The sequence below is a fragment of the Phyllobacterium sp. T2-21 genome (assembly GCF_055378485.1).
In genome coordinates this window covers 3,085,974-3,100,446 of the sequence record NZ_AP027912.1, presented here as the reverse complement: position 1 = coordinate 3,100,446, position 14,473 = coordinate 3,085,974, and the positions used below count along the sequence as shown (strand labels likewise).

General features: G+C 60.5%; 13 protein-coding genes. 7 read left to right on the top strand and 6 right to left on the bottom strand.

The window, feature by feature from the left end; translation table 11 throughout:
* Positions 1 to 6: 6 nt before the first annotated feature.
* Positions 7 to 456 (bottom strand): RrF2 family transcriptional regulator, encoded by a 450-nt coding sequence (locus ACZ5FP_RS15515; protein WP_464661187.1) that lies wholly within the window; start codon positions 454 to 456, stop codon positions 7 to 9.
* A 305-nt stretch (positions 457 to 761) separates the two neighbouring features.
* Between ACZ5FP_RS15515 and ACZ5FP_RS15510 the strand changes: the two genes are divergently transcribed.
* The 4 genes from ACZ5FP_RS15510 (at position 762) to cysW (ending at position 4,024) form a co-directional block, all read left to right on the top strand.
* Positions 762 to 953 (top strand): hypothetical protein, encoded by a 192-nt coding sequence (locus tag ACZ5FP_RS15510; RefSeq protein ID WP_464661186.1) that lies wholly within the window; start codon positions 762 to 764, stop codon positions 951 to 953.
* A 274-nt stretch (positions 954 to 1,227) separates the two neighbouring features.
* The gene (locus tag ACZ5FP_RS15505; protein WP_464661185.1) at positions 1,228 to 2,232 is read left to right on the top strand and encodes a sulfate ABC transporter substrate-binding protein; all 1,005 of its coding nucleotides are present in this window, start codon (positions 1,228 to 1,230) and stop codon (positions 2,230 to 2,232) included.
* Positions 2,233 to 2,334: 102 nt separating this feature from the next.
* Positions 2,335 to 3,177 (top strand): sulfate ABC transporter permease subunit CysT, encoded by an 843-nt coding sequence (gene cysT, locus ACZ5FP_RS15500; protein ID WP_464661184.1) that lies wholly within the window; start codon positions 2,335 to 2,337, stop codon positions 3,175 to 3,177.
* Between the two features lie 19 nt (positions 3,178 to 3,196).
* The gene (cysW, locus tag ACZ5FP_RS15495) at positions 3,197 to 4,024 is read left to right on the top strand and encodes a sulfate ABC transporter permease subunit CysW (RefSeq protein WP_374042689.1); all 828 of its coding nucleotides are present in this window, start codon (positions 3,197 to 3,199) and stop codon (positions 4,022 to 4,024) included.
* On the opposite strand, the gene ACZ5FP_RS15490 is transcribed toward cysW, so the two are convergent.
* From ACZ5FP_RS15490 to ACZ5FP_RS15470, 5 genes are all read right to left on the bottom strand, one after another.
* On the bottom strand, positions 4,021 to 4,584 hold the full coding sequence (locus ACZ5FP_RS15490; RefSeq protein ID WP_464663310.1) for an alpha/beta hydrolase: 564 nt from the start codon (positions 4,582 to 4,584) through the stop codon (positions 4,021 to 4,023). The genes cysW and ACZ5FP_RS15490 overlap by 4 nt on opposite strands.
* Before the next feature lie 162 nt (positions 4,585 to 4,746).
* The gene (locus ACZ5FP_RS15485) at positions 4,747 to 5,697 is read right to left on the bottom strand and encodes a lysylphosphatidylglycerol synthase domain-containing protein (RefSeq protein WP_464663308.1); all 951 of its coding nucleotides are present in this window, start codon (positions 5,695 to 5,697) and stop codon (positions 4,747 to 4,749) included.
* Between the two features lie 60 nt (positions 5,698 to 5,757).
* On the bottom strand, positions 5,758 to 7,515 hold the full coding sequence (ybaL, locus tag ACZ5FP_RS15480) for a YbaL family putative K(+) efflux transporter (RefSeq protein ID WP_223612804.1): 1,758 nt from the start codon (positions 7,513 to 7,515) through the stop codon (positions 5,758 to 5,760).
* Positions 7,516 to 7,702: 187 nt separating this feature from the next.
* A complete protein-coding gene (gene secD, locus ACZ5FP_RS15475) occupies positions 7,703 to 10,237 on the bottom strand; it encodes a protein translocase subunit SecD (protein WP_223612805.1) in 2,535 nt (844 codons plus the stop codon).
* A 109-nt stretch (positions 10,238 to 10,346) separates the two neighbouring features.
* Positions 10,347 to 10,763 carry a hypothetical protein gene (locus tag ACZ5FP_RS15470; RefSeq protein ID WP_464661183.1) on the bottom strand — a complete coding sequence of 139 codons (417 nt, stop codon included), beginning with the start codon at positions 10,761 to 10,763 and terminating at the stop codon, positions 10,347 to 10,349.
* A gap of 280 nt (positions 10,764 to 11,043) precedes the next feature.
* Here ACZ5FP_RS15470 and ACZ5FP_RS15465 point away from each other — a divergent pair, with 280 nt between their 5' ends.
* The 3 genes from ACZ5FP_RS15465 to guaD all read left to right on the top strand — a co-directional run bounded on the left by ACZ5FP_RS15465 (position 11,044) and on the right by guaD (position 14,456).
* The gene (locus ACZ5FP_RS15465; RefSeq protein ID WP_464663306.1) at positions 11,044 to 11,697 is read left to right on the top strand and encodes a 2OG-Fe(II) oxygenase; all 654 of its coding nucleotides are present in this window, start codon (positions 11,044 to 11,046) and stop codon (positions 11,695 to 11,697) included.
* Positions 11,698 to 11,913: 216 nt separating this feature from the next.
* On the top strand, positions 11,914 to 13,143 hold the full coding sequence (locus tag ACZ5FP_RS15460; RefSeq protein WP_464661182.1) for a urate hydroxylase PuuD: 1,230 nt from the start codon (positions 11,914 to 11,916) through the stop codon (positions 13,141 to 13,143).
* Positions 13,140 to 14,456: a guanine deaminase gene (gene guaD / locus ACZ5FP_RS15455; RefSeq protein WP_464661181.1), complete on the top strand. Its 1,317-nt coding sequence runs from the start codon at positions 13,140 to 13,142 to the stop codon at positions 14,454 to 14,456. The genes ACZ5FP_RS15460 and guaD overlap by 4 nt, the downstream gene beginning before the upstream one ends.
* Positions 14,457 to 14,473 lie beyond the last annotated feature (17 nt).

The window sequence follows — 14,473 nt, the reverse complement described above, 5'->3', positions numbered from 1 at the left end:
ACCGCTCTAACTGTCGAGCACGGTTGCCAGCTTGCCGCCATCGCCGTAAGCGAGGCAATCGGCAATCGTGGTCTTATCGAGCACGCCGCGCGTGACATTGGCGACTTCGCTGAAGACATGGCGGATTTCGCACTTGTCCTCGCTGTCGCAGTCTTCGCAGCGCCGGTAGGCAATCTTGCTGAGGCATGGCAGGGGCGCAATCGGCCCGTCGATCAGCCTGAGGACCTCGCCAAAGGTGATGTCTTGCGCCTGCTTGAGCAGGAGATAGCCGCCCATCTTGCCGCGGCGGCTCATGACGATGCCCTGATGTTTCAGGTCGAGCAGGATTTGTTCCAGGAACTTCTTCGGAATGTTCTGTTCTTCCGCGATGTCCGAAATGAAAAGGGCCTTTTCGGCATCGGCTCTGGCGAGAACGACAAGCGCCCGGAGCGCATACTTGGCTTTCTGCGAAATCATGATTGTTGCCTGACCACCCTGTGAGATGCAGTCATAGTCCCTCGCGTGACATTTTCTAGTGCTAAAGTGTTAAAAAATGGAGTTTTTTCATGGCGGCCAAATGTCTTAAAAATGGCTGTTAAGGCTCTGAAAAATAATCATTCATTAAGAATTAAGCACCCGAAAAGTTGCGAAAGCGTTAAAATCGATACACGATTAAACCGGTAGTGATTGTTGACAAATTTTTACAACCGGTCATCATCGGGTATCGGTTGCCTCCTGGAGGCAGCTGCACTCTGCAACCCAATTGTTCCCTGGAGGTCGCAATGTACAGTGAAGTATCAGGCATCTTTAATCGGGCAGAACGCTTGTGGCGCGAGGTATTCGCCTCGGAAACACTCGACACCGATGCACGGGATGCGAAGAAGCGGGACAGCGACGAGGCCTCGGCCAAGCGTCATCGCAACTGGACCGAGGAGGATTTCCTCTGGTGCTGGCAGCATCGCGGCTTCTGGTAAGTCGCGCTTTTGTTCACGACGCTGCCTCGCGGCATCGCGGGGTGGAAGCGGATTGCGGAACCGGGCCGGATAGACCGGGCGAATATTTCATTTTAGTCATTTCTTGGAATAAAGTTTTAAGAAGCAAGGTATTGTTGGAATTCCAATTCTTCCGCTCCCGGAGATTTGGCGGCATTCTCAGAAAAAATATCCGTTCTCCTATGACATCGCTGGGTTGGATGGGGCTGGGTTCATTTCGACAGCACGATCCGTGCTGGCTGCTTGGGAGAATGCAATGAGAAAACTGTTCGTCTATGCCACGGTCGCTCTGGCGCTTGGCCTCGGGCCGGTGAATGCCGCGGAGCCGACCGGAATCCTCAACGTATCCTACGACATTTCGCGCGAGCTTTACGAGCAGGTCAACAAGGCCTTTACGGCGGCCTACAAGAAAGAGGCCGGCAAGGACATCACCGTCAGCCAGTCGCATGCGGGGTCGTCAAAACAGGCCCGCTCGATCCTCGAAGGGCTGGAAGCCGATGTCGTGACGTTCAACCAGGTCACCGACGTGCAGGTGCTGCATGACAAGGGCAATTTCATTCCCGCCGACTGGCAGTCGCGCCTGCCGAACAATTCCTCGCCCTATTATTCCCTGCCGGCCTTTCTGGTGCGCGCCGGCAATCCGAAGCACATCAAGAACTGGGATGATCTCGTCCGCGACGATGTGAAGGTGATTTTCCCCAATCCGAAAACCTCGGGCAATGCGCGCTACACCTATCTGGCCGCCTATGCCTATGCGCTTGAGGCCAACAACAAGGACCAGGCCAAGGCGCAGGATTTCGTCAAGAAACTCTTTGCCAACGTGCCGGTGTTCGACACGGGCGGCCGTGCCGCAACCACGACCTTTGCCGAACGCGGCATCGGCGACGTGCTGATCACGTTCGAGGCGGAAGTGCTGGGCACGCGCAAGCAGCTGGGCGAAGACAAGTATGAGGCAGTGGTGCCGCCGGTCAGCCTGCTGGCGGAGTTTCCCGTCACCGTTGTCGACAAGGTCGTCGACAAGCGCGGATCGCGGGCGATTGCCGAAACCTATCTGAAATTCCTCTATACGCCGGAAGGGCAGGACATTCTCGCCCAGAACTTCAACCGCGTGCATGACGAGGCCATCAAGGCGAAATATGCCGCACAGTTCCCCGAGACACGTCTGGTGACCGTGGAGGACGTTTTCGGCGGCTGGGACAAGCTCTCCAAGGAGCATTTCGCCGAGGGCGGCATCCTCGACAAGGTTTTCACCAAGCGCTGATCAGCGGCTGATGAACCCGAAGGCGGCATGGCGTTGGCTGTGCCGCCGCATTCTTTGCAACCACTCGCTTGCTTTCACGCGAACAGGCTTTAGAACCCGAGCATGCCGTTGTTTTCAAAATCCAGCCAGCGCGGATTGTTGCCGGGGTTCAGCCTGACCCTCGGCGTGACGCTGCTGTACTTCGCCATCATCGTGGCGCTGCCCCTGCTGGCGATGCTGTACAAATCGGTCAATCTCGGCTGGTCGGATTTCTGGACCATCATTTCCTCCGAGCGCGCCGTTGCAACCTACAAGATTACTGTCGGGGCGGCGCTGCTTGCCACGCTGTTCAATGCACTGTTCGGCCTGCTGCTTGCGTGGGTGCTGGTGCGCTATGAGTTTCTGGGGCGGCGGCTGCTGGACGCGGTGGTCGACCTACCGTTCGCCCTGCCGACCGCCGTTGCCGGTCTCGCGCTCGTCACCGTCTTTTCCGCCAATGGCTGGTTCGGCCGCTATCTCGAACCGTTGGGGGTGAAGATCGCCTATGCGCCGCTCGGCATCGCCATCGCCATGATGTTCACCAGCATTCCCTTTGTCATCCGCACGGTGCAGCCGGTGCTGGAGGATGTGGCTGTTGATGTCGAGGAAGCGGCGCGGTCGCTGGGAGCGACCAACTGGCAGATTTTTGCGCGGGTGATCTGGCCCGCGATTTTCCCGGCATTCATTGCCGGATGCAGCCTGTCCTTTGCCCGCAGCCTCGGCGAATTCGGCGCCATCGTCTTCATTTCCGGCAATCTGCCGTTCGAGACCGAGGTGATGTCGCTGCTCGTGTTCATCCGCCTTGACGAATATGACTATCCCGCCGCGGCGGCCATCGCCACCGTGATGCTGGCGCTGGCGTTCCTCATGCTCTTTGTCACCAATTCCATTCAAGCCTGGCAGCTCCGTTATGCAGACCGCAGCTGATCTCGCCGCCCCGGCCAAAATGCAGTCGTCGCGGCGGCATGGCCAGCGCCCGGCACGCACGGCGCACTGGCTGTTGATCCTCGCCGCCATGGCCTTGTCGGCGCTGTTCATCGGCGTGCCGATCGCGGTGATTTTTACCTACGCGCTGCGCGAGGGCATCTCCGTCTATATCGCGCAGATCACCCAGCCCGCGACATTGCATGCGATCTGGCTGACTGTGCTGACGGCCATCGTCGTGGTGCCGATCAACATGGTCTTCGGCATCTGCGTCGCCTGGCTGGTCACGCGTTTCCGCTTTCCCGGCCGCCGGCTGCTGATCACCTTCATCGAGATTCCGTTCTCCGTCTCGCCGATTGTCGCGGGTGTGACCTATCTCTTCCTCTACGGCAGCCAGGGCCTGCTCGGTCCGCTGCTGGAGAGCCACGACATCAAGATCATGTTCACGGTGCCGGCGATCTTTCTGGTCAGCCTGTTTGTCACCAGCCCGTTCGTGGCACGCGAACTCATTCCGCTCATGCAGGCGCAGGGCAGCGAGGACGAAGAAGCGGCCATCACCCTCGGGGCAACGGGACTGCAGACATTCTTCTACGTGACACTGCCGAATATCCGCTGGGCGCTGCTTTATGGCGCGGTGCTGTGCAATGCACGCGTCATGGGCGAGTTCGGTGCCGTGTCGGTGGTATCCGGCGCCATTCGCGGTCAGACCAACACGTTGCCGCTGCAGATCGAACTGCTGTTCAACGACTACAACGTCACCGGGGCCTTTGCCGCCTCGTCGACGCTGGCGCTGATCGCGGTGGTCACCCTCATCCTCAAATATGTTCTGGAGCGCAAGCAGGCGGGCTAGGCTGCCCGCCTTGCGCGAAGGGCATCGTCCGGCCGCCGCATGGACTGCGCCAGGATATAACCTTCCGGCCATGCGCCGAAACCGCTGGCAACATTGATGTGGCCGGCGTGGCGCATGTCGACAAATCCCGAGCCCCAGATATCCGCCAGTGCCTGCGCCTTGTTGAAGGACATGTAGGGATCGTCGCGGCTGGCGGCGACGATGGAGGGAAAGCCGAAATCGTGACGCGGCAGCGGGGCAAAGCTGCGGAATTTCGGGTCCTGCACCGCCATGCGCTCGGCATCGGCGGGTGCCACCAGCACGGCGCCTGCCACATGGGCGGCGGAGGGGCGGCTGGCCAGATGGGCGACGAGCACGCAGCCCAGGCTGTGGGCAACGAGAATGGCGCCGGGTGTTTCCGAGATCGCCGCCTCGAGCACGTGCAGCCACTGCGACAGAACCGGGTTTTCCCAGTCATCCTGTTCGACAAGGCGGGCGGTATCGTCATCGGCCAGCCACTGCCGTTGCCAATGGCCTTTCTCGGAGCCGAGATATCCGGGAATGATCAATGTTGTCATCAGGCACCCATCCTTCCAGCTTGGGGAGGAAACGTTGAAATCACAGCCTGAAAATAGGTGCCAACCCCCATTCTTTGAAGGAATGGGGGTCTAAAGTCGGGGTGTATTGGAAAAAAATTCCAATGCGAAAATCCGGAATCGTGAAATCGGTCCGGCGTTGACTGCTCAGGTCTCGCTGTCCTTCTTGTACCAGCGCAGCAGCAACTGCGAACGCTCGAAGAACAGGACGACGAGCAGCGACAGGGCAAAGGGGATCAGCAGGTAGAACAGGCGGAAGATGATCAGCGCGGCCAGCACGTCGGCCTGGTTCATGTCGGGAAGCCCGGTCAGGAAGACCAGTTCCAGTACGCCGAGGCCGCCCGGCGCATGGGAAATCAGGGCGGCGGAAAACGAGATGAGAAAAATCCCGAGCACGATGAGAAAGCCGGGATTGCCCGCTTCGGGCAGGGTGAAATAGATGATGGCGGCGGCGCCGATCAGTTCCAGCGGCCCGACAATCAGCTGCTGGGCGACAACGGTCAGACGCGGATATTCGAGCGTGAACTTGCGGATGCGCAGCGGGCGCAGCTGCAGCCAGCTGCCGAAGACATAGAGCAGCACGAAGGCGAGGGCGCCGAAGCCGAGGAGATAGCTGAGGGAAAGCGGCAGCTCATTGTTGAAGCGCTGCAAAATTTCGGGTTCGATCAGAAGCACGAATGCGCTCAGGGTGATCGTGCCCAGCATGAAGGTGAAGGAGCAGAAGGCAATAAGCAGGGCGATTTCCGCCGCGCTCATCCCTTGCGAGGAATAGGCGCGATAGCGCACCACCGCACCCGAGATCACCGACGCGCCGATATTGTGCGAGAGCGCATAGGTGGTGAAGGAGCACAGGGTGATGAACAGCCAGGAAATCTTGCGGCGCAGATGCAGGAGGGCAATCCGGTCATAGCCTGCAAGGGCGGCATAGGCGAGCAGGGAGGCAAGGGCGGCCAGAATCCAGCGGTGGGTCGGAATCGCATAGAGACTGTGGATCACATCCTCAAGAGATATGCTCCGCAACTCCCGGTAGAGGAGCCACGCGGAGACAGCAACAGCGGCCAACCCGATCACCGGCCATATATAATCCTTTAACTTCATACCCATTCCCGTCCAATCATTCTCACCTGGCTTGCGCCGCGAACCCCGTTTTTTCCTTGGTTATGCCGATAAGGGCTCCTCCGGCTTCGGTTTGTCGAGATCGAGAATATGCGCGACAATCCCCCGGGCAATTTCCCGCTCGCCCATGATCACCGCGTCGGCACCCAGATCCTGCAGATGCTGCACCTCGGCGTCCGAATGCGCCCGCGCCAGGATGCTGATGGCCGGGTTGGCGGCACGCGCCTTGACGACGATCTGCCCGGCTTCGAAGGCATTCGGAATGGCGATGATCAGCTGCCGGGCTTCGGCAAGGTTGGCCGCGGCCAGCACATCGCCATTGGCGGCATTGCCGACGATGGTTTCCACATCGTCATCGCGCAGCTTTGCCACGGTCTTGTCGGCATCTTCGATCACCAGAAACGGCTTGCCGACTTCCTTCAGCGCATCGCCCACCAGGCTGCCGACACGGCCGTAACCGATCAGCACCGCGTGGTTGGTGAGGGTGGTCGGCTGCAGCTCTTCCACGTCGGGTTCCTCGACGACCGTCGTCTCGGGGCTGGCTTCCGTTGCCGAGGCGGAGCGTTTTTCCAGCCACGGTTTCAGATATCCCACCCCGGCAAAGACGACCGGATTGAGCAGGATCGACAGGATGGCGCCGCCGAGAATGAGATCGCGCCCTTCCTGCGGCAGCATGCCGAGCCCGACACCCAGCTCCGCCAGAATGAACGAGAATTCGCCGATCTGCGCCAGACTGGCCGAAATGATCAGGGCGGTCCCGGTGGGATAGCCGAACGCCAGCACGATGAAGAAGGCTGCCAGCGACTTGCCCACCACGATGATCGCAAGCGTTGCCAGAAGCGGCAGCGGATCGTTGATGATGGTCATCGGGTCGAACAGCATGCCGACGGAGACGAAGAACAGCACGGCGAAAGCATCGCGCAGCGGCAGGGATTCCTCCGCCGCCCGGTGGCTGAGTTCGGATTCGCTCATGATCATGCCGGCGAAGAAGGCGCCGAGCGCCAGCGATACGCCGAACAGTTTCGACGCGCCGAAAGCCACGCCCAGCGCAATGGCCAGCACGGCGAGGCGGAACAGTTCGCGCGAGCCGGTATGGGCAATGGCATGCAGTGTCCACGGGATGACACGGCGGCCGACGATCAGCATCACGGCGACGAAGGCGGCAACCTTCCCGAGCGTCAGCCCGATGATGCCGCCGATGCCGAGATTGAAATAGGCGACGATGGGGTCGCTGGCGATATGGGCAGCGGCCTCGACCGCCGGGTTCTTGCCGTTGACGGCATCGGCAATGGCCGGCAGCAGCACCAGTGCCAGAACCATGGCCAGGTCTTCGACGATCAGCCAGCCGACGGCGATGCGCCCGCGTTCCGTCTCGATCAGGCGGCGTTCCTGCATGGCGCGCAAAAGCACGACGGTACTGGCAACGGACAAAGCGAGACCGAAGACAAATCCCGCCTGCATGCTCCAGCCGAGAATCCAGGCAAGCCCGGCGCCGAGCAGGGTTGCCACGACGATCTGGACGATGGCACCGGGAATGGCGATGGCGCGGACCGACAGCAGATCCTTCAGGGAGAAATGCAGCCCGACGCCGAACATCAGCAGAATGACGCCGATCTCGGCAAGCTCGGCCGCCAGTTCCTGATCGGCGACAAAACCGGGGGTATGGGAGCCGGCAAGGACACCGGCAAGCAGGTAACCGACAAGGGGAGGAACGCGCAGACGGTTGGCAATCGCACCGAAGATGAAGGCCACCACAAGGCCCACAACGATTGTCGCAATCAGCGGCGTTTCATGAGGCATATGTCGGTGTCTCCCCCAGGGTCGTGATGAAAAATAATGAAATCAAACTGCGAACAGCTAATGACTGCCTCAGTATTGCGTACACATGATGTCTTGCAAACAACTTTTGTCGTTCTGCGGCGCATGAAATGCAATTTTTTTCATACGCCGCAGATATTTAGCCTGGAGAGCTCAGATCAGGCTCGGCTCAGCTCTTCACGGCCGGTGTCTCGCTCGATCCGATGCGGTGCTGGTGGTTCTTTTCCCACCAGGTTCCCAGAAGCAGCAGGATTGGCGCGGCGATGAAGATCGACGAACTCGTGGCGATCACGACACCGAAAAGCATCGGCAGCGCGAAGTTTTCCACGGCCTTGCCACCCCAGATTGCCATGGGCAGCATGGCAAGGAAGATGGTGACGGAGGTGTAGATACAACGGGCCAGCGTCTGGTTGATACTCATGTCGATGATCTGGCGCAGCGGCATCTTCTTGTGAATGCGCAGGTTCTCGCGCATGCGGTCATAGACCACCACCTTGTCGTTGACGGAGTAACCGATCATCGTCAGAAGCGCGGCGATGGCGGTGAGGTTGAAGTCCAGCCCCATCAGGGCGAAGAAGCCGACCGTCTTCGTCGTGTCGAGAATGAGCGTCGCAATCGCGCCGAGGGCGAAGTGCCACTCGAACCGCCACCAGATATAGAGCAGCATGGCGATACTGGCGAGGATGACCGCCAGGACACCCGAGCGCGCCAGTTCCTGGCTGACCTTCGGTCCGACGACTTCCGAGCTTTCGATCTTCACGCCGGCATCGAGCTGTTCGACCGCGGCCTTGACTTTGGTCACGGCAGCCGTCTGGGCTTCTTCGCCGCCATCCTGGCGCTGGACGCGAATCAGGACCTGATTGTCGCCGCCGGCCTGCTGCAGCACGACCTCTCCGAGGCCGAGTGCTTCCAGCGAACTGCGCATGGTGGCGAGATCGGCCGGTTTCGACGTGGTGACGGCAACCTGGATGCCGCCCTTGAAGTCGATGCCGTAGTTGAGGCCGGGATGGATGAACAGGATCACCGAGGCGATCGACAGGAAGATCGAGACGCCGATACCGAAGAAACGCGCGTTCATGAAGGAGATTTTCGTGGTCTCCGGAACCAGCTTGACCACGTGCTCGATGTGGATGGTCTTCATCTTGCGGCGGCGGACGATGGCCGTCATGACGATGCGCACGACGGTCACGGCGGTGAACATGGAAATCAGCGTGCCGATGACCATGGTGACCGCGAAGCCGCGGATCGGGCCGGTGCCAAACAGGAACAGCAGCAGCGTGGAAATCAGGTGCGTGACGTTCGCATCGACGATGGTGGCGTAGGCGTGCTTGAAGCCGCGGTCGACGGCGGCCATGGCGCCGATGCCCTTGCGGGCTTCTTCGCGGATACGTTCGTTGATGAGAATGTTCGCATCCACCGCAAAGCCGATGCCGAGGATGATGGCGGCGATGCCGGGCAGGGTGAGCGTGGCGCCGATGAGGCTGAGGACACCGAATGTCAGGATGACATTGAGCGCCAGCGCCAGGTTGGCGATGAAGCCCCACGTGCCGTAGAGCACGAAGATGAAGCCGACGACGAGGGCGAAGCCGACAAGACCGGTCAGGATGCCCATCTTGATGACGTCGCCGCCGAGATCAGGACCGACCGTGCGTTCTTCGATGACCGTCAATGGCGCGGGCAGGGCACCGGCGCGCAGCAGGGCGGCGGTTGTCACCGTATCCTGCACCGTGAAATTGCCGGTGATCTGGCCGGAACCGCCGGTGATCGGCACCTGGATGACCGGCGCGGTCAGCACCTTGCCGTCGAGAACGATGGCGAAGGGACGGCCGACATTCTGGCTGGTGATTTCGGCAAACTGACGCGCACCGACATTGTCGAAGCGGAACGAGATGATCGGCTGGTTGGTCTGCGGGTCGAAGGCGGCGCGGGCATCGGTCAGGCGTTCACCGCTGAGCGCAACGCGGTCCTCGACGGGATAGGTCTGGCCTGGATTCTTGGCATCCGGCAGGATGGAAATGCCGGGCGGCGGCGTATCGCCGAAATTGCGGTCGGCGACCATGTGGAACGTCATCTTGGCCGTGCTGCCGAGCAGCGCGCGCAGCTGGGACGGATCCTGCAGGCCGGGAAGCTGGACGACGATACGGTCGGAACCGACGCGCTGGATCGAGGGTTCGGCCACGCCGACCTGATCGACGCGGCGGCGGACGATTTCAAGGCTCTGCTGCAGGGCGTTGTCGAGCCTGTCCTTCATGCCCGCATCCGTCAGGGTGAGACGGATCGTGTTGTCGGCTGAGGTGATGTCGATATCGCTGACCGGGGCGGCGAAGCCGACCTGCGCAACCTGGGCCGTCAGTTCCTTCAGAACCGTCACGGCGCGGTCGCGCTGTGCCTGGTCGGCAATGGTCACGATGACGGAATCACCGGCGATGCGGACTGACTGCGCCTGAATGCGTTCGGTGCGCAGCTTGTTGCGCGCATCGTCCAGCATGGCGCGGACGCGGTCCTTCTTCAGGGCTGCGGCGTCCACTTCGAGAACGAGATAGGAACCGCCGCGAAGATCGAGACCAAGCGAAATCTGCTTCTTGGGCAGCCAGTTGGGCAAGGCATCGAGCTGTGCCTTGGTGAAAATATTGGGCAGTGCGAGGATGATGCCCGCAATAATGATGAAAATATAGGTTCCAAGAACCCATTTCGAAGTGCGCATATCAGTGTTCCGTCATGAATTGCGGCGAGGCTGCCGGGAAATGGTCGCGTCTGTTCCGGGCGGCTGCCGATGGTGTTGCGTTGGAACCGTTGCCGAGCAACGGATTGCCTCAGGCAAGCGCGGCGGGGGGAGCCCGGGCGCTGAAAACGCTGATCCGGTCAAGCGCCAGGCTTGAACCGGTTTCGGAGGGTGTGGCTGGCTGTGCGCCGGCCAGAATCAGGGAAATCCCGTCCGGAACGATGCCGTCATGGGAATTCGTATCCGCGCGCACGCCGCTCTTGATTTTCAGGTGCAGCGCTTCGAGCGCAGCGATGCGCATGGAATTCTGCACGGGGGCGGAGCGATTGTCGCTCTCATGGGCGAGGCGGGCATCGTCGCGCACCGGCGCGCTGGCCCGGTTGTTGCGCAGGTCCGTTTCGGGAGCGGCGATATAGACGGCCCCCAGGGTGGCAATGAGCCAGAAGATAGAAATCAGCAGCGGAGCGGATCCACGCCTTTCTGATTTGCCATTTCTGTTCAAGCCCATATGCGTTTCCAACAGTTCCCGTTCGCGGTCTGTCAGACCCCGTTGCGACTCTATTTATGAAGTCCGGCAAGCCGAGTCACTTAAAATCGTCGTGTGCCCGGCCTCATGGACAAAAAAACCGTCGTTTTTGTGAAGCGCAGGCCCTTTCATCGTGCCCTGTGCAGGAAACGGGTGGTTGATCGGCTATAACTGCGGTCTCCTGTGCAGGACTTTCTGCGTGAGTAAGGATGCCGCAATGCCAGATATGAGCCTGATCGATTGGACCGCCGCACAAACGGAGATGGAGGCTTTCGGCTGCACCATCCTGCGCAATGTCCTGTCGCGGACCGAATGCCGGATGCTGGCGGATAGCTATCCCGACGATACGATTTTCCGCAAGCGCATCGTCATGGCGCGGCACGGCTTCGGGCAGGGAGAGTACAAGTATTTCTCCTATCCGCTCCCGGAAATTGTCCATAGGTTGCGTGAAGCGCTCTATCCGCCGCTGGCCCGCATCGCCAACCGCTGGAACGGGCAGATGGGCATCGATATCCGCTATCCCGATGCGCACCCGGCATTCATCGAGCGTTGCCATGCCGCCGGGCAGGACCGGCCGACGCCGCTGCTGCTGGAATATGGCGCGGGCGATTACAACTGCCTGCATCAGGATATTTACGGTATTCACGTGTTCCCGCTGCAGGTGGCGTTTCTGCTGAAAGAGCCAGGGGCGGATTTCACCGGCGGCGAATTTGTCCTGACCGAGCAGCGTCCGCGCATGCAGTCGCGGGCGGAGGTGGTGCCGCTGCGGCAGGGCGACGGCGTGGTCTTTCCGGTCAGTCAGCGCCCCGTCAAGGGATCGCGCGGCTATTACCGGGTCAATATGCGCCATGGTGTGAGCCGCGTGCGCAGCGGCCAGCGCCATACACTCGGGATTATCTTTCACGATTCCAAATAGATGGCAGCATTGCATGATTTGGGGTGCGTGGTTCGACAGGCTCACCATGAGGGAACTGGGTGGGCTGCAACGCCGTCCTGGACGTTGCAGAATGGTGTTCCCTGCAATCCCCAACCTCCCTCATGGTGAGCCTGTCGAACCACGCATTGATCTTGCAGCCATCACCTTGCATCGGGCCGCGAACACACGCATTGTGATGCTTTGCATGAGGCCCCGATGGATTACCTTATTTTCTGGGAATGGCTCAGCTTTGCCGCCCGCTGGTTGCATGTGATCACTGCAATCGCCTGGATCGGCTCATCCTTCTATTTCATCGCGCTTGATCTGGGGCTGCGCCGCCATCAGGGCCTGCCGCAGGGGGTGAACGGCGAGGAGTGGCAGGTGCATGGCGGCGGCTTCTATCACATCCAGAAATACATGGTCGCGCCGCCGCACATGCCGGAACATCTGATCTGGTTCAAATGGGAGTCCTATGCCACATGGCTCTCCGGCTTTGCGCTTCTGTGCATCGTCTACTACGCCGGCGCCGACCTTTATCTCATCGACCGCAATGTTCTTGACGTCTCGACACCGGTCGCCATCCTGATCTCGCTGGCGTCGATCGGCCTCGGCTGGCTGATCTACGATCTCCTGTGCAAGTCGCCGCTGGCAAACAATGACACGGCGCTGATGCTCATTCTCTATGCGGTCATCGTCGTCATGGCGTGGGGCTATACGCATCTGTTCACCGGCCGCGCCGCCTTCCTGCATCTTGGCGCATTCACCGCCACGATCATGTCCGGCAACGTGTTCCTTTTGATCATTCCGAACCAGAAGAAGGTCGTTGCCGATCTGATTGCCGGCAAGACGCCCGATCCGAAGCTCGGCAAGCAGGCCAAGCAGCGCTCGACCCACAACAACTACCTGACGCTGCCCGTCATTTTCCTGATGCTGTCCAATCACTATCCCCTGGCAAGCTCGACGGAATTCAACTGGGTCATCGCCGCGCTGATTTTCATCATCGGTGTGCTCATCCGCCACTATTTCAACTCGAAACATGCCGGAACCGGCAATCCGCACTGGACATGGCTGGCCTCGGTCGTGCTGTTCATCGTCATCATCTGGCTGTCGACCGTGCCGAAGATCCTGCAGGGACCGGAAAAAGTCTCGAGCGCCGCCGCGCCCTTTCTCGCCGCGCAGAACTTTCAGGAGGTGCGCGACACGGTCATGGGGCGCTGTTCCATGTGCCATGCGGCGGAGCCGTCCTTTGAGGGCATCATGCACGCGCCCAAGGGAATTCGCCTCGATACCGACGAACTGATTGCGACTCATGCCAGCCAGGTCTATCTGTTCGCCGGTGCCAGCCACGCCATGCCACCGGGAAACCTGACGCAGATGACAGATGCCGAGCGGTCCCGGATCGTGGCGTGGTATCGTTCTGCGGTATCGGGAAAATCCACGCAATGACCGAACTTCTGCTACGCGGACGTCTGCTGACGTTTCACGACGAGCCGCTGGCGGGCGACGCCAGCCCGGACGCTTTCACCTATATCGAGGATGGCGGACTGCTGATCCGCGACGGCAAGATCTGGGCCATTGACGACTATGCCCGCCTGCGCACCGGCGAAGGCCGGAATGTCGAGGTCATCGACCATCGCCCACATTTGATCATGCCGGGCTTCATCGATACCCACATCCATTACCCGCAGATGCAGGTTGTCGCCTCCTATGCGGGCGAACTGATGGAATGGCTGAACAAATACACGTTTGTCGAGGAACAGAAATTCTCCAATCAGGGGCATCCGCAGCGCATCGCCTCGGCCTTCTTCGATGAACTGATCCGCCATGGCACCACCACGGCCGCCGCCTATTGCACCGTGCACAAGGCGTCGGTTGAAGCGTTTTTCAGCGAGGCGGACCGGCGCAACATGCGCATGATCGCGGGCAAGGTGATGATGGACCGCAACGCGCCGCCCGGTCTTCTCGACACGGCCCAGTCGGGCTATGACGACAGCAAGGAGCTGATCGGCAAATGGCACGGAACCGGGCGCCAGCTTTATGCCATCACGCCGCGCTTCGCGCCGACATCGACGCCGGAACAGCTGGAGATGAGCGGGGCGCTGGCCCGCGAATATCCCGATCTGCACGTGCAGACGCATCTGTGTGAAAACACCGCCGAAATTGCCTTCGTGGCGGAGCTGTTTCCATGGAGCCGGGATTATACGCAGGTCTATGAGCACTACGGACTGCTTGGCCCCAAGACGCTGCTTGGCCATTGCATCCACCTGACCGATGCGGAAATTGCCGCCATCGCCAACAGCGGGTCCGTCGCGGTTTTCTGCCCGACCTCGAACCTGTTCATCGGCAGCGGCCTGTTCAATCTGGCGCGCCTCGAGGCGTCCCATCCGCCGGTGCGCCATGCGATTGCCACGGACATCGGCGGCGGCACATCCTATTCCATGCTGCGGACGCTGGATGAGGGCTACAAGATCCTGAACATTCAGGGCCAGCGCTATCACCCGCTGCGCTCATATTATCAGGCGACACTGGGCAATGCCCGTGCACTGTCGCTGCAGGGCATTATCGGCTCGTTCACGCCGGGCGCGGAGGCGGACTGCATCGTGCTCAATGCCCGCTCCACCCCGGCCATGCGCCTGCGCATGGAAACGGTGGAAACACTCGTCGAAGAGCTGTTCCTGATGCAGACCATGGGCGACGACCGCACCATCGCGGAAGTCTATATCGCGGGAAAACCGGCGAAGAGCATGCTCGCGTCATAGCAAGCGACAAGCCGGAA

Coding starts and splice junctions, on each gene's coding strand:
- ACZ5FP_RS15515 (WP_464661187.1), bottom strand. CDS start 456: ATGATTTCGCAGAAAGCCAAGTATGCGCTCCGGGCGCTTGTCGTTCTC.
- ACZ5FP_RS15510 (WP_464661186.1), top strand. CDS start 762: ATGTACAGTGAAGTATCAGGCATCTTTAATCGGGCAGAACGCTTGTGG.
- ACZ5FP_RS15505 (WP_464661185.1), top strand. CDS start 1,228: ATGAGAAAACTGTTCGTCTATGCCACGGTCGCTCTGGCGCTTGGCCTC.
- cysT (WP_464661184.1), top strand. CDS start 2,335: ATGCCGTTGTTTTCAAAATCCAGCCAGCGCGGATTGTTGCCGGGGTTC.
- cysW (WP_374042689.1), top strand. CDS start 3,197: ATGCAGTCGTCGCGGCGGCATGGCCAGCGCCCGGCACGCACGGCGCAC.
- ACZ5FP_RS15485 (WP_464663308.1), bottom strand. CDS start 5,697: ATGAAGTTAAAGGATTATATATGGCCGGTGATCGGGTTGGCCGCTGTT.
- ybaL (WP_223612804.1), bottom strand. CDS start 7,515: ATGCCTCATGAAACGCCGCTGATTGCGACAATCGTTGTGGGCCTTGTG.
- secD (WP_223612805.1), bottom strand. CDS start 10,237: ATGCGCACTTCGAAATGGGTTCTTGGAACCTATATTTTCATCATTATT.
- ACZ5FP_RS15470 (WP_464661183.1), bottom strand. CDS start 10,763: ATGGGCTTGAACAGAAATGGCAAATCAGAAAGGCGTGGATCCGCTCCG.
- ACZ5FP_RS15465 (WP_464663306.1), top strand. CDS start 11,044: ATGGAGGCTTTCGGCTGCACCATCCTGCGCAATGTCCTGTCGCGGACC.
- ACZ5FP_RS15460 (WP_464661182.1), top strand. CDS start 11,914: ATGGATTACCTTATTTTCTGGGAATGGCTCAGCTTTGCCGCCCGCTGG.
- guaD (WP_464661181.1), top strand. CDS start 13,140: ATGACCGAACTTCTGCTACGCGGACGTCTGCTGACGTTTCACGACGAG.